Genomic DNA, 24,059 nt, shown 5'->3' with positions numbered 1-24,059 from the left:
GGTGAGCCGCGTCCAATGCGTGCGCGCGCTTTCGGTGATGAAGATGGATGATGGGCGACCATCCTCAGCGGGCCGCGTCGCCGTGATTCGAGCGGCGACGCGCGCGGTGGTGCCGATGAGGCCGAGGTGCCCGGACGCTTCAGGACGTCAGCGTCATGACGCGCTGTAGTGCGTATCGAAAACCGCGCGCAGCGTCGACGGGCCGGTCGCGAAATCGCCCCACAGCGGCCCGTCGTTCTGCGTGAACGCGAACGGCGTCGTATTGATCGACGCGAGGCGCAAGCGCCATTGCGCGGCTTCCTGGCGGAACGCGGTGAGTTGCATGTCCGACAGCGCCGTCTGCGCGCTGGCCAGCGTGACGAGCGGATCGACCGGATCGTTCGCGACCCGCACCTCGAAATGCAGGTGCGGGCCGGTCGCCGCACCCGTCATCCCGACCGAACCGATACGTTGCCCCTGCTTCACCGTTTCGCCGGTCTTGAGCCCGCGAGCGAACGCGGACAGGTGCGCGTAGTAGGTCGAATAGCCGTCCGCATGATCGACGATCACATAGCGGCCATAGCCGCCCGGATCGGTGCCGACGAACGACACGACGCCGTCGGCGGCCGCATCGACCGGCGTGCCGCTCGGCGCGGCGAGATCGACGCCCGTATGGAACGCCATCGCCTGCGACAGCGGATGGATGCGCTCGCCGAAGAACGAGCTGATGCGCGTCCACTTGACCGGCATCGTGAACGCGGCGGCTTCGAGTGGCGAGCCGTCGAGCGTGTAGTACGCGCCGTGCTCAGCGCCCGGCGCGCGGAACCAGATCGCGCCGAACGTGCGGCCGGCGACGCGCAGCTCGAGCGCGGTGAGGCGCGGCGTGCCGTCGTGCGTGTCGAACGCGACGCGGTAATAGTCGCCGCGCTGCGCACTCGCGCGCATCGCGACCTTGCCGGTGACGAGATCGCCGAGCTGGATGCGCACCTCGGGCGGCACGTCGAGACGGTTCAGCGTATCGGACAGCGTGAGTTCGATGTCGCCGGCGCGCATGCCTTGCTGGTGGTCGGGCGCCGCGAACTGAAACAGGCTCGCATAGCCGAGCATGTCGTTGCGATGCGCGCTGAGCGGCGCGAACAGGCCCGGCTGCAGGCTGCGATCGTTGCGATCGAGGTGTTCGTTGCGCTCACCGATCGCGCGGGCGAGCTCGCTCGTCACGAAATGCTGCGCGGTGGGAAACGGCGTATCGGACAGCACGCGCTGCGGCAGTGCGGCCGTGCCCGAGTCGACGGCGCCCGGCAGTTGCGACACGGCCGGCAGCGCGGCGGCGAGGCCGAATGCGGCGAGGGCGCCGAGCACGGCGGCCGGCACGAGCGCGCGCACGGCGCGCTGCGCGCGACCGGGCGCGACGGCATCAGGGGTTGCGACAGACTTGACCAAGGTGTCCACATCCAGGAAAGCGGTTCAAAGGGGTGTGGGCGGGGGCCGCCGGCGGCACACCGTCGAACGGCGACGGGGCGGGCGGCGGGCGTGCAACAAAACAGGCCCCGCCAGGGGCCTGTGTCGTTTCCGTTCGACCCAACCTGCGGGGCAGTGCCCGCTTCGAACGGCGGCGTGCCTACCGGGTCGAACCCGGTTATCACGAAGACGCTAAAGAAAGATGACAGCGTCAGTCTACCGATGTTCCGCAAAACGTTAAAAATTTTAAAGGGGGTCAGCTCATTCGTTTCGCAGTGCGGTAAGTCGGGTTAAATCAGCATTTGTTACGACGATTTTCGTCAGCCCGGCAATTTTTGCGCGCGTCCGCGCAGCGCGGCGGAGGTCCGGACGGCATCGAAGCCGGCGTCGAGCATCGCCTCGGCGTCGTTCCACAGGTTGCCGCGCAGCCGGTTGGTCCAGATCATCGACGCGAACACGCCTTCGAGCAGCGACACCAGATAAACGGCGGCCAGATGCACGTCGAGATCGGCGGCGAGCTCGCCGGCGGCGATCGCGCGACGCAGCAGCGCCTTCGTGATCCGCAGCATCTGCAGCTCGAGCAGCATGCGGCGCCGCTGCAGCGCGCCGTTCTCCTCGCTTTGCTCGCACTTCGTATAGAGAATCACGAGCACGCGCTGCATCGGCCCCGGCTCGCCGCATTCCTGCAGGTAGTGCGACGCGGCGCGGCGCAGCGTCGCGAACGGCGGCAGGCCGTCGCCCGCGTCGAAGCCTTCCGACGTGCGCGCGAACGCGCGGTCGCACATCGCCAGACACACTTCCATCTTGTTGCGGTAGTGGCCGTAGACGGCGCCCCGCGACATCCGGCGGCCTCGGCGAGGTCCGCCATCGCGGTCTGCGCGACGCCTCTTTCGAGCAGCACGAGCTCGGCGGCGTCGAGGATCCGGTGCTTGATGGCGAGCGATTCTTCCCGGGTCTTGCGGGCCATGTCGTGAAATTCCTTACAGTTCGCTGTCGTTTTATTGAGACAGTGTGTCGGTCAGATTGAAACAGCATGTATTTAATCAGTCGTGACTGATTATAATCGGCCACCCTGAGCCGCCGCATTGTATCGGCGGCGAATGATCCGAGGTCAGAACATGAATAACAAACGCACCCTGTGGCGCCGCATGCGGCTGGCGCCGTTCGCGCTCGCGGCCCTGCTGGCCGTGGCCGGATGCGGAAAGGGCGACAAGGACGCCGCGCCGGAGACCGCGAAGCAGGCCACCGTCGTGACGGTGCGCCCGACGGCCGTGCCGATGACCGTCGAACTGCCGGGCCGGCTCGACGCCTACCGGCAGGCGGAAGTCCGCGCGCGGGTCGCGGGCATCGTCACCGCCCGTACCTACGAGGAAGGCCAGGAAGTGAAGCAGGGCGCGGTGCTGTTCCGCATCGATCCCGCGCCGCTGAAGGCCGCACGCGACGCCGCGCAGGGCGCGCTCGCGAAGGCGCAGGCCGCCGCGCTCGCCGCGACCGACAAGCGTCGCCGTTACGACGATCTCGTGCGCGATCGCGCGGTGAGCGAGCGCGACCACACCGAGGCCGTCGCGGCCGATACGCAGGCGAAGGCCGAGGTCGCATCGGCAAAAGCCGAACTCGCGCGCGCGCAGCTGCAGCTCGACTACGCGACCGTCACCGCGCCGATCGCGGGCCGCGCACGGCGCGCGCTCGTGACCGAGGGCGCGCTCGTCGGGCAGGACCAGGCGACCCCGCTCACGACCGTCGAGCAGCTCGATCCGATCTACGTGAACTTCTCGCAGCCGGCCGCCGACGTCGACGCATTGCGTCGCGCGGTGAAGAGCGGGCGCGCGACGGGCATCGCGCAGCACGACGTCGCGGTGACGCTGCTGCGCGCCGACGGCACCGCGTATCCGCTGAAGGGCAAGCTGCTGTTCAGCGATCTTGCGGTCGATCCGACGACGGACACCGTCGCGATGCGCGCGCTGTTCCCGAATCCGGAGCGCGAGCTGCTGCCGGGTGCGTATGTGCGGATCGCGCTCGACACGGCGGTCGACCAGCGGGCGATCCTCGTGCCGCGCGACGCGCTGCTGCGCACGGCCGACCGCACGTCGGTGCGTGTCGTCGGCGCGAACGGCAAGGTCAAGGACGTCGAGGTCACGGCCGACCAGATGAGCGGCCATGACTGGCGCATCACGCGCGGCCTCGCGGGCGGCGAGCGCGTGATCGTCGACGACGCCGCGCAGTTCGCGCCCGATACGGCCGTCAAGCCCGTCGAGAAAGCGCCGTCGTCGAAGGCGGCGCCGCCCGCGGCCGCTTCGCAGGCGGCCGCCCGTCAAACCTGACCGGTTCAAACCAACATGGCACGTTTCTTCATCGATCGCCCCGTCTTCGCGTGGGTGATCGCCATCTTCATCATGCTGGGCGGCCTGTTCGCGATTCGCGCGCTGCCCGTCGCGCAGTACCCGGACATCGCGCCGCCCGTCGTCAGCATCTATGCGACGTACCCGGGCGCGTCCGCGCAGGTCGTCGAGGAATCGGTGACCGCGCTGATCGAGCGCGAGATGAACGGCGCGCCGGGGCTGCTGTATACGTCCGCGACGAGCAGCGCCGGCGCGGCGTCGCTGTACCTGACGTTCAAGCAGGGCGTGAACGCCGATCTCGCGGCCGTCGAAGTGCAGAACCGGCTGAAGACCGTCGATGCGCGCCTGCCCGAGCCCGTGCGCCGCGACGGCATCCAGGTCGAGAAGGCCGCCGACAACATCCAGCTCGTCGTGTCGCTGACGTCCGACGATGGCCGGATGACCGACGTACAGCTCGGCGAATACGCGTCGGCGAACGTCGTGCAGGCGCTGCGCCGCGTCGAGGGCGTCGGCAAGGTGCAGTTCTGGGGCGCCGAATATGCGATGCGGATCTGGCCCGACCCGGTGAAGATGGCCGGGCACGGCCTCACCGCGTCGGACATCGCGTCGGCCGTGCGCGCGCACAACGCGCGCGTGACGATCGGCGATATCGGCCGCAGCGCGGTGCCGGCCAGCGCGCCGATCGCGGCGACCGTGTTCGCGGACGCACCGCTGAAGACGCCGGCCGATTTCGGCGCGATCGCGCTGCGCGCGCGGCCCGACGGCTCGGCGCTGTTCCTGCGCGACGTCGCGCGCGTCGAATTCGGCGGCAACGACTACAACTATCCGTCGTACGTGAACGGCAAGGTCGCGACCGGAATGGGGATCAAGCTCGCGCCGGGCTCGAACGCGGTGTCCACCGAGAAGCGCGTGCGCGCGACGATGGACGAGCTGTCCGCGTACTTCCCGCCGGGCGTGAAATACCAGATCCCGTACGAGACGTCGTCGTTCGTGCGCGTATCGATGAACAAGGTCGTCACGACGCTGATCGAGGCCGGCGTGCTGGTGTTCCTCGTGATGTTCCTGTTCATGCAGAACCTGCGCGCGACGCTGATTCCGACGCTGGTCGTGCCGGTCGCGCTCGCGGGCACGTTCGGCGTGATGTATGCGGCCGGCTTCTCGATCAACGTGCTGACGATGTTCGGCATGGTGCTCGCGATCGGCATCCTCGTCGACGACGCGATCGTCGTCGTCGAGAACGTCGAGCGACTGATGGTCGAGGAAGGGCTCGGGCCGTACGACGCGACCGTCAAGGCGATGCGACAGATCAGCGGCGCGATCGTCGGGATCACCGTGGTGCTGACGTCGGTGTTCGTGCCGATGGCGTTCTTCGGCGGCGCGGTGGGCAACATCTACCGGCAGTTCGCGCTGTCGCTCGCGGTGTCGATCGGCTTCTCGGCCTTCCTCGCGCTGTCGCTGACACCCGCGCTGTGCGCGACGCTGCTCAAGCCGGTGTCCGGCGACCATCACGAGAAGGGGGGCTTCTTCGGCTGGTTCAACCGTTTCGTCGCGCGGGCGACGCAGCGCTATGCGACGCGGGTCGGCACGATGCTGAAGAAGCCGGTGCGCTGGCTCGTCGTGTACGGCGCGCTGACCGCGGCCGCCGCGCTGATGCTCACGCAACTGCCGACCGCGTTCCTGCCGGACGAGGACCAGGGCAACTTCATGGTGATGGTGATTCGCCCGCAAGGCACGCCGCTCGCGGAAACGATGCAGAGCGTGCGCGAAGTCGAGTCGGCCATCCGCCGCGACGAGCCGACCGCCTACACGTATGCGCTCGGCGGTTTCAACCTGTACGGCGAAGGGCCGAACGGCGGGATGATCTTCGTCACGCTGAAGAACTGGAAGGAGCGCAAGGCCGAGCGCGATCACGTGCAGTCGATCGTCGCGCGCATCAACGAGCGTTTCGCGGGCACGCCGAACACGACCGTGTTCGCGATGAACTCGCCGGCGCTGCCCGATCTCGGTTCGTCGAGCGGTTTCGACTTCCGGCTGCAGAACCGCGGCGGGCTCGACTACGCGACGTTCAGCGCCGCGCGCGAGCAACTGCTCGCGGTGGGCGGCAAGGATCGCGCGCTCACCGACCTGATGTTCGCGGGCACGCAGGACGCGCCGCAACTGAAGCTCGACATCGATCGTGCGAAGGCGTCCGCGCTCGGCGTGTCGATGGACGAGATCAACACGACGCTCGCGGTGATGTTCGGCTCCGACTATATCGGCGACTTCATGCACGGCACGCAGGTGCGGCGCGTGATGGTGCAGGCCGACGGGCTGCACCGGCTCGATCCGGACGACGTGAAGAAGCTGCGCGTGCGCAACGCGCGCGGCGAGATGGTGCCGCTCGCGGCGTTCACGACGCTGCACTGGACGCTCGGGCCGCCGCAGCTCACGCGCTACAACGGTTATCCGTCGTTCACGATCAACGGCTCGGCCGCGGCCGGCCACAGCAGCGGCGAGGCGATGAGCGCGATCGAACGGATCGCCGCGAAGCTGCCGGCCGGCATCGGCTATGCGTGGTCGGGGCAGTCGTTCGAGGAGCGGCTGTCGGGTGCGCAGGCGCCGATGCTGTTCGCGCTGTCGGTGCTCGTCGTGTTCCTCGCGCTCGCGGCGCTCTACGAGAGCTGGTCGATTCCGTTCGCGGTGATGCTGGTCGTCCCGCTCGGCGTGATCGGCGCGGTGCTCGGCGTCACGCTGCGGATGATGCCGAACGACATCTATTTCAAGGTGGGGCTGATCGCGACGATCGGGCTGTCCGCGAAGAACGCGATCCTGATCGTCGAAGTCGCGAAGGATCTGGTCGCGCAGCGCATGTCGCTCGTCGACGCCGCGCTCGAGGCCGCGCGCCTGCGGCTGCGGCCGATCGTGATGACGTCGCTCGCGTTCGGCGTCGGCGTGCTGCCGCTCGCGTTCGCGTCGGGCGCCGCGTCCGGCGCGCAGATGGCGATCGGCACCGGCGTGCTCGGCGGCGTGATCACGGCGACCGTGCTCGCGGTGTTCCTCGTCCCGCTGTTTTTCGTGATCGTCGGCCGCCTGTTCGACGTCGGCCCGCGCCGACGCGGCGGCGCGCAGCCGACGACGATGGAGGGTTCGCAACCATGATGTTTGCGCTGAATGCACGCGGCGCGCTGCGGGTTCAGGTCGCGCTGGCCGCCGCGCTGGCGCTTGCCGGCTGTTCGCTCGCGCCGCGTTACGAGCGTCCGGCCGCGCCGGTGCCGGCGACCTATGCGCCGGTCGACGCCGGCACGGCATCGGCGGCCGAACCGGCCGCGGCGCAGGATGCCGCGTTGCTCGACGACTGGCATGCGTATTTCACCGATCCGGCGCTGCAGGCGTGGATCGACGCGGCGCTCGCGAACAACCGCGATCTGCGGATCGCGGCCGGCCGGCTCGACGAAGCGCGCGCGCTGTATGGCGTGCAGCGCGCGGACCGGATGCCGTCGGTCGATGCGAATCTCGGCTATGAACGCGCGCGCCAGTACGACCCGGTCGTGCGCGAAAGCGCGATCAGCGGGCTGTATCGCGCGGGCGTTGGTGTCAGTGCGTACGAGCTCGACCTGTTCGGCCGCGTGCGCAACCTGTCCGACGCGGCGCTCGCCGAATACTTCGCGACGGCCGACGCGCAGCGCACGGTCCGCATCGGCGTGATCGCCGAAGTGGCGGGCGCGTATGTTTCCGAGCGATCGTTGCACGAGCAACTGGCGCTCGCTCAGCGTACGCTCGAAGCCCGCGAGCGGATGGCCGCGCTCACGCAACGCCGCTATGCCGCGGGCACGAGCGACGCGATCGAGCTGCGCTCGGCCGAGATGCTGGTGGCGTCCGCGCGCGCGTCGCAGGCCGCGCTGCAGCGCGAGCATGCGCAGGCCATACGGGCGCTGCAATTGCTGGCGGGCGATTTCGCGCGCAACGTGCCCGACGACGCGACCGCGCTCGACACGCTGTCGATCGCGCCCGTGGCGCCGGGCGCACCGAGCCAATTGCTCGAACGACGGCCGGACATCCGGCAGGCCGAGGCACGGCTGAAGGCCGCGAACGCGAACATCGGCGCGGCGCGTGCGGCGTTCTTCCCGCGCATCGCGCTGACGACCGACTACGGCTCGGTGAGCGACGCGTTCTCGAACCTGTTCGCGGCCGGCACGAGCGTGTGGACGTTCGCGCCGCGCATCACGCTGCCGATCTTCGCGGGCGGACGCAATCGCGCGAACCTCGACGTCGCGCACGCGCGCAAGGACATCGCGGTCGCCGAATACGAGAAGGCCGTACAGACCGCGTTTCGCGAAGTGGCCGATGCGTTCGCCGCGCGCGACTGGATCGACCGGCAGCTTGCCGCGCAGCAGGACGTGTATGCGGCGGACGGCGCGCGGCTGAAGCTCGCGGAGCGTCGCTATGCGGGCGGCGTCGCGACGTATCTCGAACTGCTCGACGCGCAGCGCAGCACGTACGAGTCGGGGCAGGAGCTGATCCGGCTCAGGCAGCTCAGGCTCGCGAACGCGATCGCGCTGTACCGTGCGCTCGGCGGCGGCTGGGCGCCGGCAACGGCGGAGGCCGCGGCTTCCGTGTAATCGGCGATGTGTTGCGTGGCACGGCAGCGTGCCAGGCAACACGACGGCGGCCGCGCGATTCTACGTGCGGCCGCCATTTCAACAGGGCGTGCCGTGCCCGCCATGCCGCCGATCATCGTCGGCATTTCCTTTCGCTGTTCAGCGCACCCGCTCTCCGCTCTTTCATCGCTCGGCGGGGCGGCGGCGCTGCTTTCGCGGCGCCCCGCATCCGTGGGTCGATCGTGTCACCTGCCGGCGCAAACGTATGCGCGGCGCTTCGTCGTTTTCATCCCGTCCAATCCGGCACGCCAGCCGCGTTCCGGCGACCGCGCATGCATGCGATTCAAGATCGGCAATTGACGAAAGAATTAATCAATGTATTGGAATTAATGGTGGCGGCAAAATGTCGCGGTAAAACGTTTGTATGCTTTTCGCAATCGTTTGCGCGATAAATCTGTATTGATGAAATGCCGTCTTTAATTTCCTGTCAGTTGAAAATGAGTCGATATTCGTGTTGCAATCGGGCAACGATGGCGGCGCAGGACAATGTTTTGTCTTTTGAGTGGTGGCTCCGCATGAGCCAATGCCGGCAAGGGAGAGCGGGGGTGGCGACGATTATCGGCAAGAAATTCCCTTAATCTTCAATCGGTTCCGGAAAATAAAAAAGGACTGCGGATAAAAATTTTGGGATTGTAAATTCAAAAGAAAGAGTGCTGTTTTGGAGTGCGGAATCGAACATTGTCAGAATCATTTGACAATGATTTACAGAAATCTTTCATGGTTATCTCGATAATGCCGCCTCGTGTCGGACGGGAGCCACCATGCGCTGCCGTTTGTGTCCGTCACGTCGTCCATTCCATTTGCACTCCTTACGGGAAACGTCATGAAAAAATCCATCCTGACCGCTGTCGCACTCGCGGCCCTGTCCACCTCGGCCTTCGCAGCGGGCACCGGCACGATCAACTTCACGGGCGAGATCGTCGCGGGCGCATGCGGCATCGATTCGAACTCGGTCAACCAGACCGTGCAGCTCGGCAAGGTGCCGACCAACAAGTTCAAGCAGGCCGGCGACAAGTCGGACCCGGTGTCGTTCGACATCAAGCTGACCGACTGCGACACCAGCATCGCGCAGAACGCGTACTTCACGTTCACGGGCACGTCGAGCGCCGGCCAGCCGAAGCTGCTCGCCACGATCGGTTCGGCCACCAACGTCGGCATCCGCCTGCAAGCCGCGTCGGGCGAATACCTCGACAACGGCGCCGAGCAGAAGGCGCCGACGCTGCTGCAGAACGGCACGAACACCGCACGCTTCGCGGCGATGTACGAAGCGACGGCAGCCGGCGTGACGCCGGGTACCGCCGACGGCGTCGCGAACTTCACGGTCCGCTACCAGTAAGCGTCCGTACCGGAGGAGGGGTGCATGCATCCCTTCCTCCTTCCTCTTTCCTCCCGTTTTCCTTCTCCCTGGACTCTCGGTAGCGCCGCGTGCGAATCAGACATTCCTTCCTTTGCGTCTCCGTGCTGGTCGTCGGCAGCCAGAGCCAGGCGACGGAATTCAATTCGTCGTTCCTCGACATCGACGGAACGAGCAACGTCGACCTGTCGCAGTTCTCGCAGGCGGACTTCACGCTGCCCGGCGAGTACATGCTCGACGTGCAGGTCAACGACCTGTTCTACGGGCTGCAAGCGATCGAATTCATCGCGGTCGACGCGTCGGGCGCCGGCAAGCCGTGCCTGCGGCCCGAGCTCGTCGCGCAGTTCGGGCTGAAGCCGTCGCTCGTGAAGGATCTGCCGCGCTTCCAGGGCGGGCGTTGCGTCGACCTCGGCGCGATCGAGGGCGCGACCGTGCGTTACCTGAAAAGCGACGGGCGGCTCAAGATCACGATTCCGCAGGCCGCGCTCGAATTCACCGATTCGACCTACCTGCCGCCGGCGCGCTGGTCCGAAGGCATTCCGGGGGCGATGCTCGATTACCGCGTGATCGCGAACACGAACCGCAACTTCGGTGCGGGCGGCGGACAGACGAATGCGATCCAGGCCTACGGGACGGTGGGCGCGAACTGGGATGCGTGGCGCTTTCGCGGCGACTATCAGGCGCAATCGAACGTGGGTAACACGGCGTACGCGGACCGGACGTTCCGCTTCAGCCGGCTGTATGCGTTTCGCGCGCTGCCATCGATCCAGTCGACGGTGACGTTCGGCGACGACTACCTGACCTCCGACATTTTCGACACGTTCGCGCTGACGGGCGCGTCGATCCGCAGCGACGATCGCATGCTGCCGCCGTCGCTGCGCGGCTATGCGCCGCTGATCTCGGGCGTCGCGCGCACCAACGCGACCGTGACGGTGTCGCAGGCCGGCCGCGTGCTGTACGTGACGCGCGTGTCGCCGGGCGCGTTCGCGCTGCAGAACATCAACACGAGCGTGCAGGGCACGCTCGACGTGGCGGTCGAGGAAGAAGACGGCAGCGTGCAGCGCTTCCAGGTGACGACGGCCGCCGTGCCGTTCCTCGCGCGCGCCGGGCAGTTGCGCTACAAGGCCGCGGTCGGCAAGCCGCGCCTGTTCGGCGGCGCCGGCATCACGCCGTTCTTCGGCTTCGGCGAAATCGCGTACGGCCTGCCGTTCGACGTCACGGCGTATGGCGGTTTCATCGCCGCGTCGGGCTACACGTCGATCGCGCTCGGCGTCGGTCGCGATTTCGGCGCGTTCGGCGCGGTGTCGGCCGACGTCACGCATGCGCGGGCGAAGCTGTGGTGGAACGGCGCGACGCGCAACGGCAACTCGTATCGCATCAACTATTCGAAGCACTTCGACGGGCTCGATGCCGACGTGCGCTTCTTCGGCTACCGCTTCTCCGAGCGCGAATACACGAACTTCGCACAGTTCTCCGGCGACCCGACCGCATACGGCCTCGCCAACAGCAAGCAGCGCTACTCGGCGACGCTGTCGAAGCGTTTCGGCGACACGTCGACCTATTTTTCGTACGACCAGACGACCTACTGGGAACGTGCGAACGAGCAGCGCGTCGGCCTCACGCTGACGCGCGCGTTTTCGATCGGCACGCTGCGCAACCTGAACGTCAGCGTGTCGGCTTTCCGCACGCAGAGCGCGGGCGCAAGCGGCAACCAGGTCTCGGTCACCGCGACGTTGCCGATCGGCGGGCGTCACACCGTCACGTCGAACCTGACGACGGGCAGCGGCAGCACGAGCGTGAACGCGGGCTACATCTACGACGATCCGAATGGCCGCACCTACCAGATCAACGCGGGCGCGACCGACGGACGCGCGTCGGCGAACGCGAGCTACCGCCAGCGCTCGTCGGCGTATCAGCTGACCGCGCAGGCATCGACGCTCGCCAACGCGTATGCGGCCGCGTCGCTCGAAGTCGACGGCTCGTTCGTCGCGACGCAGTACGGCGTGTCCGCGCACGCCAACGGCAATGCGGGCGACACGCGGCTGCTGGTGTCGACCGACGGCGTGCCCGACGTGCCGCTGTCCGGCACGCTCACGCATACCGATTCGCGCGGCTACGCGGTGCTCGACGGCATCTCGCCGTACAACGTGTACGACGCGACCGTCAACGTCGAGAAGCTGCCGCTCGAAGTGCAGGTGACGAACCCGATCCAGCGCATGGTGCTGACCGACGGCGCGATCGGCTTCGTGAAGTTCTCCGCCGCGCGCGGCAGCAACCTGTACCTGACGCTGACCGACGCGGCCGGCAAGCCGCTGCCGTTCGGGGCGTCGGTGCAGGACGCGGCGAACGGCAAGGAACTCGGCATCGTCGGCGAAGCCGGCGCGGCGTTCCTGACCCAGGTTCAGCCGAAATCCACGCTGGCGGTGCGGGCGGGCGAACGCACGCTCTGCACGATCGCCGCACTGCCGAACCAGCTCCAACTCGAAGGCACGCCGATTCCGATGACGTGCCAGCCGCCCGGCGAGTCGCATGCAGCGGCCGCGCGGGCCGAACGATGATTTCACGGATCCACGATGAAGCATTCCTTTTCCCGTTCTTTCCCGCGGCGCGCGCTGGGCGTGTTCGCGACCGTCGGCGCGATGCTGGCAGGTGCCGCCCAGGCGGCGATCGTGCCCGATCGCACGCGTGTGATCTTCAACGAAGGCGAGCAGGCCGCGATCGTCACGATCACCAACAAGAGCACGACGTATCCGTATCTCGTGCAGTCGTGGCTCGAGGATGCGAAGGGCAACAAGATCACGTCGCCGCTGATGGTCGTGCCGCCGCTGCAGCGGGTCGAGGCGAACGAGCGCAACGTGCTGCGGATCGCGAAGCTGCCCGGTGCGCAACTGCCGGCCGATCGCGAGACGGTGTTCTACCTGAACATCCGCGAAGTGCCGCCGAAGACCGACACGCCGAACACGCTGCAGATCGCGCTGCATACGCAGATGAAGCTGTTCTACCGGCCGAAGGCCGCGCAGCCCGCGCGCGACGAGGACTGGACGCTGCCGATGACGCTGCGGGTCGATGCGGCCGCGCACAAGCTGGTGTTCGACAACCCGACGCCTTACCACGTGACGGTGGTCGACGTGAGCGCGGGCACGCAGAAGACGCCGGTGCCGATCGAGCCGACGATGGTGAGCCCGATGAGCACGGCCGAGGTGCCGTTCAAGGCCGCGACGCCGTCGACGCTGTTCGTCACGCACATCGACGACTACGGCGGCCAGGTGGCGGTCGAGTATGCGTGCGAGGCTGGTGCGTGCAAGAGCGTGAAGAAATGAGCGGGGGCGCGAAACAACGCGTGTCGCCGTTCGCGACGTGGCTGCGCTGGGCCGTGCTCGCGATGCTGATCGCGGTCGCGCAGCCGGCGTGGGCGCTGCGCTGCCTGGCCGACGGCGGCGCCGATTCGCTCACCGAGCCGATCGGCGGCGTCGCATCGTATCCGACGGATGCGCCGGACGGATACGTGATCTGGGTATCGCCGCCACGCACGACGACGGGGTACTGCTACAAGGACTACGGCGGGGCCGCACTGAACTTTGCCGAACAGGTTTACTTCTACGCGAACCCGAGATCGCAGGATCCCGCCGCCTGGGGGCTCGAGATCGGCATTCGCTATGGTGGCCGCGACTATTTCGGCCTGGGCAGCGGACCGGGCGCGCGCGTGGAAACCACCACCACCGTCGGCACGTGTTCGCAGTGGAACTTCGACCGGGGGCTGTGCCCGAAGGTGCCGCTCAGCATCACCTATCAGGTGGTGGTGCGCAAGAAGGGCCAATGGATGCAGCCGCCGAACGATATCTATGCGGTCTTCCAGTTCGACGGCAAGGGCGGCCTCAACGCGGCTCGATCGAGTTTCCAGTACCGGTTGAGCGGGTTGTCGCGTCTGAAGCCGACACCCTGCCTCGTCGACGTGCTGGTGACGCCCGAGCCCGGCATCGTCAATTTCGGTCAGGTGCAGACTACCGGCAACGGCTTCCTGCCTGCCGTGCCGCGTCGGCGGTTCTCGTTGTCGCTGTCGAAGAAATGCAGCATTCCGATTCGCGTCGACGGCTATTTCGAGGCGACCAAGGGCGCCGTGCAGAACGGTTTGCTGGTGCCGGCGAAGGACAGCAACTTCGGAATCGGTCTCGAGGACAGCCAGGGCAAGCCGATCGACTTCAACAAGCAGTTCACGCTCACGCAATTCGCGGCCAACGTTGCGAATCAGACCGTGATGCTCGATGCGGTGCTCAAGTCGTTCGGACCACCGAAGATCGGGCCGTTCGACGCGGCCGCAACGATCCGGATTTTCCTGTATTGAGCGTGGTGCGGCATGAGCGGCGTGCACCGCGCAACATGCTGCCTGTACCGGATTTTCATTGATGTACGGACGGAGGAGAAGGGGATGCATCCGAGACGCAATGTCGTCGCGGCCGTGCTGGCCGTGTCGGCGACGAGCGCGGTTCACGCGCAGACGGTATCGGCCGGCGGTTATTCGCTGACCGTGATCGGCGACCTGGGCGGGCCGCGCGACGTGCGGTACGACGGCAATGCCGTCAGCGCTGACGGCAAGACGATCATCGGTTCCTACTGGAGCGAAGCGCAGCCCGGTGGCTCGATGGCCTTCTCGTGGTCGGCCGCGACGGGCTGGCAGCGGCTGGCCGCGCCGGCGAATGCCTATGACTCGCAGGCACGGACGGTGTCGGCCGATGGGCAGGTGATCGGCGGGTCGATCAGTGCGCGCGAGACGGACAGCAGCAACCTCGATCGATGGGCGGTGCGATGGCCCGGCGACGGTCGCACGCAGAAACTCGTTCCGGATACGGCGGGCCGGGATGCATCGGTTGACGTTGCGAACCTCGCCGGCACGAGGATGGCGGGCAGCCTGACGACGACCGGCGGCCGGAATGCACGGTTCATGTGGGACCAGCCGAGGGGTTTTCGCGAGTTGCCGCCGGGCGGCGACTATCTCGTGCACCTGCTCGCGATGACCTCGTCCGGGAACGCGGCAGTCGGGTTCGCCGGCAATGTCGACGGCGTGTATGGCTCGCGTGCGCTTCTTTGGTCGGAACGAGCCGGCGAACGACTGTTGCCGACGATCAACGCGGGCGTGGCCAGAATGGATCTGGCCCGTGGCGTGACCGAGGACGAACGGACGATCGCCGGCGCGCTCGGCACCCTGGTGGTCACGCCGGATGGGCAACGGGTCGACTCGGAGGCCGTGCTGTGGACGAACGGCGGCGACGACATCCAGCGGCTCGGTTTTCTCGACGGCGACGACAATAGCCATGCGTCGTCGATCAGCACGGACGGGCGGGTTGTCATCGGCGAATCGGGCAACCGGCAGACCGGTGTCGCGCGCGTCTTCGTGTGGACGCCGCAAAGCGGCATGCGCAGCCTCGTTGCGTTGCTCGAAGCGGCCGGCCTGTCGGCCGGCACGCTGAACCTGGTCAACGTGATCGGCGTGAGCCCCGACGGGCAGACCATCACGGGGCAGGGTTATCGCGACGGCGATCCCGACTACCGGCCGCAGTTCTGGCAAGTGCACATCGATGCGGCGACACTGCGCGCGCTGCGGCCGGCGAGCCCGGGGGCCGACGCGTTGCGGGCGCGGGCGACGCAGCCGAAGGCGATGGCGGTGTCGCGCATGCTGGCTGCGCAGCCGAAGGCAGCGATGCAGCGAAGCGCCTGCCGCCTGCCCGTCATCCCGGCGCGGCTCGCGTCGTGCCGGCTGCTGTTGCCGGCCGCGCGCTAGCGAGCAGGGTCGCATGCAGGTGAAGCGATGAAACGAGGCGCCGTTTTACGGCGCCTCGTTTTGTTTACCGCATCGCCGCGGCACACCTTGCGCCCGTGATGCTCGCTGCGGCACACGCAGTGCGGTTGCGCTTCCCCGATGGCCGGCGCGGGCAGTGCGGCGGCCATGGTGGCCGCGCTCACAGTTCGACGGCTCGGCTGTTTATCTGCCGATGCGAATCGGCACGGCCCGAACCAACGCACGGCACCTCGCTCGGGGACAGCACGACAGCGCCGGGGCGCCGGGTCGCGTCCCGACCACGCAAAGCCGTTGCGTCGACAACCCTCTCCAGCGACGGCCGCGCACGAGCCCGGTGCCGGCCGTCCACGTCGTCGAGCCGTTCGAACCGGTACACGAAGGCCGGCGGAAAATTCATCCACGCGACGCCGATCCGGACGGCGCGCATGCGCATCGCCTCCAGACAGCGCGCCGGAATCGGGCAGCGCGGCACATAGGTGAACTGATAGAACGCGCCACCGGCAGCCAGGTGGCGCACGAACGCGCCGTGCACGATCGCGACGGCCCGTTCGACCGGCATCGCGACGAGCGGCAACCCGCTCACGATCGCATGCGCGCGCTCCCCGCCGAAGAAGTCGCCGGTCATCCCGAGCTGGGCCGCGTCCATCTGCATCACCCGCAACGCGGGAAACTGATGCCGCAGCGCGTTCGCGAACGCAGGGTCGGCTTCCACGAGCACCAGCCGGTCGCTCGCGACGCCGCGCGCGAGCAGCGCGCGCGTGAACACGCCGGTGCCCGCCCCGAGTTCGATCACGGACGCGCCGTCGCGCGGGACATGCGCGGTGATCAGCGCGGCGAGCGCCGGGCCGGATGGCGCGAGGGCGCCGACCCGGCGCGGATGGCGCAACCACGTACGCAGAAACAGCATCCATTCGGGGATTCGCATCGGCAGGCTCCTGGTGGATCGATCGGTCAATGACGGGCGCGGCTAGGCGGCCGCTTGCGCGGCGAGATAGCCGGCCGTGATGAACAGCGTGTTCCATAGCGCGATGCCGGCCGCGGCGCCGGATGCGAAACGCGTGAAGCTCGTTTCCAGCAATCCGGCGAGCGCCGGCGCGACGAGCCGGACGAACGGCACCAGTTGCGACCACAGGGCGAGCCGCGTGGGCCGCGCGCGGATACCTTCGATCAGCGCGTCGATTCGCGCGGGCTGCATCCTGCCTAGCGGCGCGAGGCGGCGCAGCAGGGTCAGCGCGCCGTCTTCCGGCCACAGATTGCCGAGCGCGTAATGAAAGAGGCAGCCGGCGAAACTGCCGAGCACCGTGACGACGATCGCTTCCGGCAAGGTCCACGCACCTTGCGCACCGGCGACGCCGATCATCGCGAGCAGCACGTGCGACGGCAGCACGGGAATCAGCCGTTCGATCAGCGACAGCCCGGCGAGGCAGACGATGCTGTTGGCGCTGGCCAGGCTCAGCGCGAGGCCGAACGGAACGAGCGTGGCGAACTGGTTCATCGCACCGCTCCCGTGCGACGCGTGCACGACGCGCGGAACGTGCACGACGCGTGCGGTCTTCCATGCCAGAATGGCCCGTACCGGCCCGGCGCGAAGGGGGGGCGCCGCGCCGTCTTGCATCGCAGCAACGGAATCGAACAACAGAACACGGTCATGGCGGGCCTCTCGGGAAAGCGCCGGATGCAGGGCGCCGGCAATGCGGCGATCGACACGCATCGTGGCCCTTCGGCTTTAAGAAGTTTTTAATCGCGGTCCGTCACGCTGGCGACCTCGCCATTCGAGGAGCGATACCGATGCATATCCTGCTGGTGGAAGACGATGTGATGCTGGCCGACGCCGTGCGGGCCGGCCTCGCGCAGAACGGCTGGCGCGCGGACTGGTCGGCCGACGTGCCGGCGGCACGGCTCGCGCTCGTCGGGCACGACTACGACGCGGTGCTGCTGGACCTGCAACTGCCGGGCGCATCCGGTTTCACGCTGCTGGCCGCGATGCGCGCGAACTACGATGCGACGCCGGTGCTGATCGTGACCGCGCGCGATCAGTTGAGCGACCGTATCCGCGGCCTCGACGCCGGCGCCGACGACTATCTCGTGAAGCCGTTCCAGCTGGACGAGCTTTATGCGCGGCTTCGCGCGCTGACGCGCCGCAGCCAGGGCCGCGTGTCGGAGCGGCTCGTTTGCCGCGATGTCCACGTCGATCCGGCGCGCCGGGAAGTCACGCGCGCCGGCGAACCGGTCGCGCTGAGCATCCACGAATACCGGACGCTGCTCGCGCTGATGGAGCGGCAAGGGCGAGTCGTCACGCGCGCGCAGCTCGAGGAGCGCGTGTACGGCAACGACGGCGCAATCGAAAGCAACACGATCGCGGTGTACATCCATCAACTGCGGCGCAAGCTCGGCGACGAACTGATCGTGACGGTGCACGGCTTCGGCTATCGCATCGGGGAGGGCACAGCATGAGGTCGCTGCGTATCCGCCTGCTCGCGACCGTGATGGCGACGGTCGTCGTGTTCTGGGCCGGCTGGGGCGCGTTTCTCGGCATCGCCCTGTGGCGCGAACAGCGCGGCTGGCGCGACGGCTTGCTCGAGGGCGCCGCGCAACTGCTGCTGTTGTCGTTGCCCGATACGATCGATCGCCTGCCGGAAGTGCGCGCGCAGGCGGTGGCGCCGAAAGCCGCATACGGCAAATACGACGTCGCGTTCCAGATCTGGGTCGACGGCCGCAACGTCATGCACAGCGCCGATGCGCCGGGGCCGGCGCTCAAGCCGGACATGCGCGACGGCTACGGCGTGAGCGCCGGGCGCGGGATCGCGCACGACGAGATCTGGCGGGTCTATTCGCTGTCGGGTTCGACCGGCCGGATTCACGTGCAGACCGGCGGGCCGGCCACGACCTGGCAGGAGAAGGCCAGCAATGCGGTGCAGCTCGGCCTGTTCAATACGGCGGTGATGCTCGCGATGCTGGGCGTGGCGATCTGGTGGGGGATCCGCTGGTCGTTCGGGCCGGTGCGCGACGTTCAGCGGGCGATCCAGCACAAGGCCGCATTCGATTTCTCGCCGTTGCCGCTGCTGACGCTGCCGCGCGAGCTTCGACCGCTCGTCGAATCGTTCAATCGGCTGCTCGCGCGGCTGAGTCAGGCCGTCGATACCGAGCGCCGTTTCATCGGCGATGCGGCGCACGAGTTGCGCATTCCGCTGGCGGCATTGTCGGCGCAGGCGGAAGTGGCGTTGCGGGCGGACAGTCCGGCGGACAAGGACGCCGCGCTGCGCCGGCTGGCAACGGGCGTGGAGCGCAGCGCGCGGCTGTCGGCGCAATTGCTCGAACTGGCGCGGCTGGATGCCGGCTCGCGTGCGGAGCAGCACGGGCCGGTCGACCTGGCGCGGCTCGTTGCGCTGATCGCGAGCGACTTTGATGCGGCCGCGCATGCGCGCCGGCAGACGGTGCGGGTGGCGGTCGAGCCGGTATGCGTGTGGGGCGATCTCGACGAAATCGCGATCGCGGTGCGCAACCTGATCGACAACGCGCTGCGTTACGGCCGTGAAGGCGGACGGGTCGAGATCACGTGCGATGGCGCCGTGGAGGCGGGGCGGGTCAGGCTGCGGATCGCGGACGACGGGCCGGGCGTGCCGGTCGACCAGCGCGAGCGGATTTTCGAACGCTTTTACCGGGTGCCGGGCACCGCGCAGCCGGGAAGCGGCATCGGCCTGTCGCTGGTCGCGCGGATCGCCGAGTCTCATGGCGGAGCCGTCGACGTGACGGCCGGTATCGACGGGCACGGGCTCGCGGTGATCCTGTCGTTCCCGATCTGGCTCGCGCCGGAGCGATGGCAGGATTAGCGGCGGACGCCGCCTGGCGTTCGCAACGAAAAAAGCGCCGGCAAGCGGCGCTTGTTCGCATCGGCGGCGCGACGCTCAACGCACCCAGCGGCACACCTTGTGATGGTGATGCTCGAAGTGACACACGCGGTGCGGATGCGCTTCGGCGATGGCCGGCGCGAGTATGGCAGCGGCCATGGCGGCGGCGGTAAGGGTTTTCAGTAGCGTCTTCATGTCGAGGTCCTGTCGTCGAATGATGGATCAAGGGCGCGTCGCGGCATCACCACTGCGGCCGCTGATCGTCGCGGCGGTCATCCGGGCGATCGTCGCGGCGGTCGCGGTCGTCACGCGGGCCGGCATGCCGGGCTTCCCAGTCGCGGCGCTCCCAGTAGCGATTTCCGTCCCAGTAACGATCGCCATGCCAGCCGATCGTGACTTCGGCAGGGCCGGGGTAGGCGACGCACCCGGCGAGCATCACGCTCGACAGCGCGCCCACCATGACTGCGGATAACACGATGGCTTTCATGTCGTTCTCCCTTGGAAACGGCAGGTCGATCGTACGAGCCCCCAAAATTTCACGTGGTAAGAAGTTGCTACCGCCGATGACACGGGCGGGCGGTTCGTCAGGAACATGAAAGCATGCGTCGGCGCCGTGCGAACCGTCCGCGCGGCGCAGACGCACCCATGTCCGCTCCGGCAACGATTCGGATCATTGTTCAGACAAATCCTGACAACCGAAAGGGTCATCCTGTAATCGGATTGAGAATGATTTGCGTTTACGTTAAATTGCGCTATCTCGGAATTTGACGGAGCAGATCGATGGCCATGGCGGAAGTGCTCGACCGACCGGCGGCGGCAGCGGCAAACCCGTTCCTCGGCAGTTATCCGGACCTGCCGCCGCGCGCCGCGCCGCGTGCGCGCCGGGCGTCCGAGCCCCGCGCGCAGGGCGCGCTGCTCGACGTGCTGATCTCGCATCGCGCGATGCTCGTCAACGTCGCGCGCGGCTTCGTCGGCTGCGCGAGCCGCGCGGAAGACGTCGTGCACGACGTGTTCGTGAAGCTCGTCGAATTCCCGAACCAGGACGCGGTGCGCCAGCCGGTCGCCTATGTGACGCGGATGGTGCGCAACGCGTCGATCGATGCGTGCCGTCGGCAAAACCTCGAAAACGTCTATCACACGGAAGAGGACGACGGCTTCGACGTGCCGTCGCCCGAGCCGACGCCGGAAGCCGCGCTGATGACGCGCGACACGCTGCGGCGCGTGTGGGCCGCCCTCGACGACCTGCCGGCGCGCAGCCGCGCGGCGTTCGAGATGGTGCGGCTGCGCGAGGAAACGCTACAGACCGCGGCGCGCGCGCTGAACGTGTCGCAGACGCTCGTGCATTTCATGGTGCGCGACGCGGAGCGCCACTGCGCGGAATGCCTCGACGCGTGCCATCGCGGCGTCGCCTGTCCGGTGTTCCTGGGCGGTCGCGCGCGGCGGCGGTAAAAAAACGCGCCGGCCAACCGTCTATCAGACAGGAGCGGCCGAATCCGCCGCTTCGCCTCCTTCAACCGCCCAGCGATTTCCGATCATGACGCAAGCCCCGACGCCTTCCGCCGACACCGACGATCTCGTCTATACGGTCGTCATCAACGACGAAGAACAGTATTCGATCTGGCCGACGTTCCGGCCGGTGCCGGCCGGCTGGCGCGAAGTCGGCGTGAGCGGCCCGAAGGCCGACTGTCTCGCGCACATCGAGACGGTCTGGACCGACATGCGCCCCGCGAGCCTGCGCCGCGCGATGGACGGCGAGCGCGCGACGCGCGCGTCGTGACCTGCTGCGCCGCGTGTGCGGCGCGCCACCTGAAGAGGACGTTGCATGACCCTGCTTTCGTTGCCGACGCTCGACGACCTGCGTATCGAGCCGGGGCTGCCCACCGTCGTGTCGCCGCGCGGCAACGACGGGATGTCGATCGACGACGTCGCGCCGCTGGCGCGCGAGATCGCGGCCGACACGCTCGAACGGGCGGGCGGCGTGCTGTTCACGGGCTTTCACGTGCCGTCGATCGATGCGTTCCAGCAATTCGCGGCCTCGTTCGGCGATCCGCTGATCGGCTATGAATACGCGTCGACGCCGCGTAGCCAGGTCGAAGGCGCGGTCTACACGTCGACCGAATACCCGCCGCACCGCGCGATTCCGCTGCACAACGAGCAGTCGTACACGCGCGAATGGCCGCTGCGGATCTGGTTCCACTGCGCGCTTGCCGCGCCGAAGGGCGGGGCGACGCCGATCGCGGACAGCCGTGCCGTGTACCGCGCGCTCGATCCGGCGCTCGTCGCGCGCTTCGAGAAGCGCGAACTGCTGTACGTGCGCAATTTCGGGCAGGGGCTCGACTTGCCGTGGCAGCAGTCGTTCGGCACCGACGAGCCGGCCGAGGTCGAGCGGATGTGCGCGGCGCGCGGCATCGAATGCGCGTGGCGCACCGACGACGACGGCGAACTGCTGCTGCGCACGCGCGAACGCTGCCAGGCCGTCGCGCGTCATCCGCGCACCGGCGACCGCGTATGGTTCAACCAGGCGAACCTGTTTCACCTGTCGGCGCTCGACGACGACATGCAGGAAGCGCTCGTCGACGCGGTCGGGCTCGAGAACGTGCCGCGCAACGTGTATTACGGCGACGGCGAACCGCTGGAAGCCGACGCGCTCGCGCAGATCCGCGGCGTGCTCGACCAGCAGCGCATCGTGTTCCCGTGGCGCACCGGCGACGTGCTGATGCTCGACAACATGCTGACCGCGCATGCCCGCGACCCGTTCGAGGGGCCGCGCAAGGTCGTCGTCGCGATGGCGCAGAGTTACACGGTCCCGCGCGACCGAACGGAGGATTGATGACGCGTAGTACCGCCGCGCTTGCCGCGCGCGGGCTGTCGGTGGGATATCGCGACCATGTCGTGATCGACGGGCTGGACCTGTCGATCGCGGCCGGCCGCGTGACCGCGCTGTGCGGACCGAACGGCTGCGGCAAGAGCACGCTGCTGCGCACGCTGGCGGGCCTGCAACCCGCGCGTGCCGGCCATGTCGAAGTGAACGGCCGACCGCTCGCGTCGTTTCGCCGTCGCGCGCTCGCGCGCGAGCTGACGATGCTCGCGCAGTTCAACCAGATTCCGTCGGGCCTCACGGTGCGTGAGCTCGTCGCGTACGGGCGCTATGCGTACGGCGGCTTCCTGCGCGGCCTGTCGCGGGCCGATCAGGCGGCGATCGACGAAGCGCTCGACACGAGCGGCCTCGCGGACGATGCGGAGCGCGACGTCGGCGCGCTGTCGGGCGGCGAACGCCAGCGCGCGTGGATCGCGATGGCGCTCGCGCAGCAGGCGCCGATCGTGCTGCTCGACGAGCCGACGACCTATCTCGACATTCATCACCAGCTCGACATCCTCGATGCGCTGCGTGCGCTGAACCGCGCACGCGGACTGACGATCGTGTGGGTGCTGCACGACCTGAACCAGGCGGCCGCGTACAGCGACGAGATCGTGCTGATGCGCGCGGGCCGTCTCGTCGCGCAGGGCACGCCCGACGCGATGCTCGACCCGGCGCGGTTGCGCGCGGCGTTCGGCGTCGAGATGCTGAAGCTCGCGCATCCGCAGACGGGCGCGCCGATGTGCGTACCGGCCTACGGACCGTCGACCGACGGCGCGCCGCAGGCATCCGCCGTCTTCGACCGGGATCTCGCGGTATGACGACGTTCGCGATGCGCAAGCGCCTCGCGGCGACCGGCAAGGGGGCGACGACGGGGCGGGCCGGCGCGATTGCGTGCGGCCTCGTCGCGTTGATCGCGCTGCTCGCGGCGCTGCGGATTGCTCCCGATCTGCGCGTGTGGTGGGGCGCGGCGCCCGGCAGCGATGCCGCGTCGCTCGCGCACGTGTTCCTGTTCGACCTCAATCTGCCGCGCGTCGCGGCCGCGCTCGTCGCGGGCGGCTGCCTCGGCATCGCCGGCGCGCTGTTCCAGTCGCTCACGCGCAATCCGCTCGCATCGCCCGACCTGCTCGGCGTGACGGGCGGCGCCCAGCTCGGCCTGCTCGCGGCGATGCTGGTGCCGGCGCTGGCCGGCGTCGCGTCGGTGCCGCTGCTGTTCGTGTGCGGGCTCGCGGCGGCTGCGTGCGCGATCGTCGCGGCGGGTGGCTGGCGCGCGACGCCGTTGCGGCTCGTGCTTGCCGGCAGTGTGTGCATGCTGCTGTTCGCCGCGCTGTCGACGCTCGTGCTCGCGTTCTTCGAACAGAACATCGCGGGCGCCGCGCTGTGGACCAACGGCAGCCTGTACCAGCCGGGCGCGACGGGCCTCGCGCTCGCCGCGCGCTGGCTCGTCGTGCCGCTCGCCGCGCTGCCGTTCGTGATCCGGCCGCTGAATCCGCTCGCGCTCGGCGACGATGCGGCGGCCGCGGCCGGCGTGCGCGTCGATGCGACGCGGCTCACCGCGACGATCGTCGCGGTCGCGTTCACGAGCGTGGCCGTCAGCATCGCGGGCCCGCTGTCGTACGTCGGCCTCGTCGCGCCGAACCTGCTGCGCCAGGTGCGCGGCGCGCGCGCGGCGCGGCTCGGCGTGCTGGTGCCGTTGTCGGCGCTCGCCGGCGGCGCGCTGGTGCTGGTCACCGACAGCGCGGTGCTCGCGTCGGGCCTCGACGCGACGCTGTCGACCGGCGTCGCGATCGCGC

21 protein-coding genes and 1 pseudogene are annotated in these 24,059 nt (G+C 68.3%); 16 read left to right on the top strand and 6 right to left on the bottom strand.

Annotation, left to right across the window (positions count from 1 at the left end; genetic code table 11):
* Window positions 1-153: 153 nt before the first annotated feature.
* Together DTA15_RS26675 and DTA15_RS26670 are read right to left on the bottom strand one after the other, a co-directional pair.
* Window positions 154-1,419, bottom strand: a complete 1,266-nt coding sequence (locus DTA15_RS26675) for a M23 family metallopeptidase (protein WP_012492598.1) — start codon at window positions 1,417-1,419, stop codon at window positions 154-156.
* A 338-nt stretch (window positions 1,420-1,757) separates the two neighbouring features.
* A pseudogene (locus tag DTA15_RS26670) lies at window positions 1,758-2,404 on the bottom strand (TetR family transcriptional regulator).
* A 151-nt stretch (window positions 2,405-2,555) separates the two neighbouring features.
* Between DTA15_RS26670 and DTA15_RS26665 the strand changes: the two are divergent.
* From DTA15_RS26665 to DTA15_RS26625, 9 genes are all read left to right on the top strand, one after another.
* Window positions 2,556-3,758, top strand: coding sequence for a MexX/AxyX family multidrug efflux RND transporter periplasmic adaptor subunit (locus DTA15_RS26665; protein WP_006487246.1), 1,203 nt, complete (start codon window positions 2,556-2,558; stop codon window positions 3,756-3,758).
* A 15-nt stretch (window positions 3,759-3,773) separates the two neighbouring features.
* Window positions 3,774-6,914, top strand: a complete 3,141-nt coding sequence (locus tag DTA15_RS26660; protein WP_006487247.1) for a multidrug efflux RND transporter permease subunit — start codon at window positions 3,774-3,776, stop codon at window positions 6,912-6,914.
* Window positions 6,914-8,374 (top strand): efflux transporter outer membrane subunit, encoded by a 1,461-nt coding sequence (locus DTA15_RS26655; RefSeq protein WP_034178594.1) that lies wholly within the window; start codon window positions 6,914-6,916, stop codon window positions 8,372-8,374. Before DTA15_RS26660 ends, DTA15_RS26655 begins: the two co-directional genes overlap by 1 nt.
* Window positions 8,375-8,476: 102 nt before the next feature.
* Window positions 8,477-8,713 (top strand): hypothetical protein, encoded by a 237-nt coding sequence (locus DTA15_RS38710; protein WP_020979812.1) that lies wholly within the window; start codon window positions 8,477-8,479, stop codon window positions 8,711-8,713.
* A gap of 523 nt (window positions 8,714-9,236) precedes the next feature.
* Entirely contained in the window at window positions 9,237-9,749 is a 513-nt protein-coding gene (locus tag DTA15_RS26645) for a fimbrial protein (protein ID WP_006486075.1), read from the top strand.
* 89 nt (window positions 9,750-9,838) lie between these two features.
* A complete protein-coding gene (locus DTA15_RS26640; RefSeq protein WP_012492600.1) occupies window positions 9,839-12,325 on the top strand; it encodes a fimbria/pilus outer membrane usher protein in 2,487 nt (828 codons plus the stop codon).
* A 15-nt stretch (window positions 12,326-12,340) separates the two neighbouring features.
* Entirely contained in the window at window positions 12,341-13,087 is a 747-nt protein-coding gene (locus DTA15_RS26635) for a fimbrial biogenesis chaperone (RefSeq protein WP_006486088.1), read from the top strand.
* A complete protein-coding gene (locus tag DTA15_RS26630) occupies window positions 13,084-14,109 on the top strand; it encodes a fimbrial protein (RefSeq protein ID WP_006486070.1) in 1,026 nt (341 codons plus the stop codon). The genes DTA15_RS26635 and DTA15_RS26630 overlap by 4 nt, the downstream gene beginning before the upstream one ends.
* A gap of 84 nt (window positions 14,110-14,193) precedes the next feature.
* Window positions 14,194-15,543 carry a hypothetical protein gene (locus tag DTA15_RS26625; protein ID WP_006486079.1) on the top strand — a complete coding sequence of 450 codons (1,350 nt, stop codon included), beginning with the start codon at window positions 14,194-14,196 and terminating at the stop codon, window positions 15,541-15,543.
* A 178-nt stretch (window positions 15,544-15,721) separates the two neighbouring features.
* Here DTA15_RS26625 and DTA15_RS26615 read toward each other — a convergent pair whose 3' ends face one another.
* Window positions 15,722-16,486 carry a class I SAM-dependent methyltransferase gene (locus DTA15_RS26615; RefSeq protein WP_006486085.1) on the bottom strand — a complete coding sequence of 255 codons (765 nt, stop codon included), beginning with the start codon at window positions 16,484-16,486 and terminating at the stop codon, window positions 15,722-15,724.
* A 42-nt stretch (window positions 16,487-16,528) separates the two neighbouring features.
* On the bottom strand, window positions 16,529-17,056 hold the full coding sequence (locus DTA15_RS26610; protein ID WP_006486086.1) for a DedA family protein: 528 nt from the start codon (window positions 17,054-17,056) through the stop codon (window positions 16,529-16,531).
* 293 nt (window positions 17,057-17,349) lie between these two features.
* Between DTA15_RS26610 and DTA15_RS26600 the strand changes: the two genes are divergently transcribed.
* Both DTA15_RS26600 and DTA15_RS26595 read left to right on the top strand, forming a co-directional pair.
* Window positions 17,350-18,015: a response regulator transcription factor gene (locus DTA15_RS26600; RefSeq protein WP_006486077.1), complete on the top strand. Its 666-nt coding sequence runs from the start codon at window positions 17,350-17,352 to the stop codon at window positions 18,013-18,015.
* On the top strand, window positions 18,012-19,391 hold the full coding sequence (locus DTA15_RS26595; protein ID WP_006486069.1) for an ATP-binding protein: 1,380 nt from the start codon (window positions 18,012-18,014) through the stop codon (window positions 19,389-19,391). Before DTA15_RS26600 ends, DTA15_RS26595 begins: the two co-directional genes overlap by 4 nt.
* A gap of 75 nt (window positions 19,392-19,466) precedes the next feature.
* Here the strand turns inward: DTA15_RS26595 and DTA15_RS38705 are convergent, their stop codons facing one another.
* The gene (locus DTA15_RS38705) at window positions 19,467-19,604 is read right to left on the bottom strand and encodes an HHHH-motif protein (protein WP_006486072.1); all 138 of its coding nucleotides are present in this window, start codon (window positions 19,602-19,604) and stop codon (window positions 19,467-19,469) included.
* A gap of 46 nt (window positions 19,605-19,650) precedes the next feature.
* On the bottom strand, window positions 19,651-19,896 hold the full coding sequence (locus DTA15_RS26590; protein WP_006491479.1) for a hypothetical protein: 246 nt from the start codon (window positions 19,894-19,896) through the stop codon (window positions 19,651-19,653).
* Between the two features lie 293 nt (window positions 19,897-20,189).
* Here DTA15_RS26590 and DTA15_RS26585 point away from each other — a divergent pair, with 293 nt between their 5' ends.
* From DTA15_RS26585 to DTA15_RS26565, 5 genes are all read left to right on the top strand, one after another.
* Complete coding sequence (locus tag DTA15_RS26585; RefSeq protein ID WP_006486089.1) at window positions 20,190-20,858, top strand: RNA polymerase factor sigma-70; 669 nt, start codon at window positions 20,190-20,192, stop codon at window positions 20,856-20,858.
* An 85-nt stretch (window positions 20,859-20,943) separates the two neighbouring features.
* Window positions 20,944-21,186 carry an MbtH family protein gene (locus tag DTA15_RS26580; RefSeq protein ID WP_006476052.1) on the top strand — a complete coding sequence of 81 codons (243 nt, stop codon included), beginning with the start codon at window positions 20,944-20,946 and terminating at the stop codon, window positions 21,184-21,186.
* A 45-nt stretch (window positions 21,187-21,231) separates the two neighbouring features.
* Window positions 21,232-22,239 (top strand): TauD/TfdA family dioxygenase, encoded by a 1,008-nt coding sequence (locus DTA15_RS26575; protein ID WP_006486082.1) that lies wholly within the window; start codon window positions 21,232-21,234, stop codon window positions 22,237-22,239.
* Window positions 22,239-23,087 (top strand): ABC transporter ATP-binding protein, encoded by an 849-nt coding sequence (locus DTA15_RS26570; protein ID WP_006486076.1) that lies wholly within the window; start codon window positions 22,239-22,241, stop codon window positions 23,085-23,087. Before DTA15_RS26575 ends, DTA15_RS26570 begins: the two co-directional genes overlap by 1 nt.
* Window positions 23,084-24,059, top strand: a 976-nt coding sequence (locus DTA15_RS26565) for an iron chelate uptake ABC transporter family permease subunit (protein WP_146774348.1), incomplete at its 3' end; no start/stop codon positions are given. The genes DTA15_RS26570 and DTA15_RS26565, both read left to right, overlap by 4 nt.

Origin of the sequence: Burkholderia cenocepacia (assembly GCF_900446215.1) — a bacterium.
GTDB classification, from domain to species: Bacteria; Pseudomonadota; Gammaproteobacteria; order Burkholderiales; family Burkholderiaceae; genus Burkholderia; species Burkholderia cenocepacia.
This window is presented reverse-complemented; position numbering and strand designations above follow the sequence as displayed.

Bases quoted from the DNA above. Each gene is read 5' to 3' on its own strand.
- DTA15_RS26665 (WP_006487246.1), top strand. From the start codon at position 2,556: ATGAATAACAAACGCACCCTGTGGCGCCGCATGCGGCTGGCGCCGTTC.
- DTA15_RS26660 (WP_006487247.1), top strand. From the start codon at position 3,774: ATGGCACGTTTCTTCATCGATCGCCCCGTCTTCGCGTGGGTGATCGCC.
- DTA15_RS26655 (WP_034178594.1), top strand. From the start codon at position 6,914: ATGTTTGCGCTGAATGCACGCGGCGCGCTGCGGGTTCAGGTCGCGCTG.
- DTA15_RS38710 (WP_020979812.1), top strand. From the start codon at position 8,477: ATGCCGCCGATCATCGTCGGCATTTCCTTTCGCTGTTCAGCGCACCCG.
- DTA15_RS26645 (WP_006486075.1), top strand. From the start codon at position 9,237: ATGAAAAAATCCATCCTGACCGCTGTCGCACTCGCGGCCCTGTCCACC.
- DTA15_RS26635 (WP_006486088.1), top strand. From the start codon at position 12,341: ATGAAGCATTCCTTTTCCCGTTCTTTCCCGCGGCGCGCGCTGGGCGTG.
- DTA15_RS26630 (WP_006486070.1), top strand. From the start codon at position 13,084: ATGAGCGGGGGCGCGAAACAACGCGTGTCGCCGTTCGCGACGTGGCTG.
- DTA15_RS26625 (WP_006486079.1), top strand. From the start codon at position 14,194: ATGCATCCGAGACGCAATGTCGTCGCGGCCGTGCTGGCCGTGTCGGCG.
- DTA15_RS26615 (WP_006486085.1), bottom strand. From the start codon at position 16,486: ATGCGAATCCCCGAATGGATGCTGTTTCTGCGTACGTGGTTGCGCCAT.
- DTA15_RS26610 (WP_006486086.1), bottom strand. From the start codon at position 17,056: ATGAACCAGTTCGCCACGCTCGTTCCGTTCGGCCTCGCGCTGAGCCTG.
- DTA15_RS26600 (WP_006486077.1), top strand. From the start codon at position 17,350: ATGCATATCCTGCTGGTGGAAGACGATGTGATGCTGGCCGACGCCGTG.
- DTA15_RS26595 (WP_006486069.1), top strand. From the start codon at position 18,012: ATGAGGTCGCTGCGTATCCGCCTGCTCGCGACCGTGATGGCGACGGTC.
- DTA15_RS38705 (WP_006486072.1), bottom strand. From the start codon at position 19,604: ATGAAGACGCTACTGAAAACCCTTACCGCCGCCGCCATGGCCGCTGCC.
- DTA15_RS26590 (WP_006491479.1), bottom strand. From the start codon at position 19,896: ATGAAAGCCATCGTGTTATCCGCAGTCATGGTGGGCGCGCTGTCGAGC.
- DTA15_RS26585 (WP_006486089.1), top strand. From the start codon at position 20,190: ATGGCCATGGCGGAAGTGCTCGACCGACCGGCGGCGGCAGCGGCAAAC.
- DTA15_RS26580 (WP_006476052.1), top strand. From the start codon at position 20,944: ATGACGCAAGCCCCGACGCCTTCCGCCGACACCGACGATCTCGTCTAT.
- DTA15_RS26575 (WP_006486082.1), top strand. From the start codon at position 21,232: ATGACCCTGCTTTCGTTGCCGACGCTCGACGACCTGCGTATCGAGCCG.
- DTA15_RS26570 (WP_006486076.1), top strand. From the start codon at position 22,239: ATGACGCGTAGTACCGCCGCGCTTGCCGCGCGCGGGCTGTCGGTGGGA.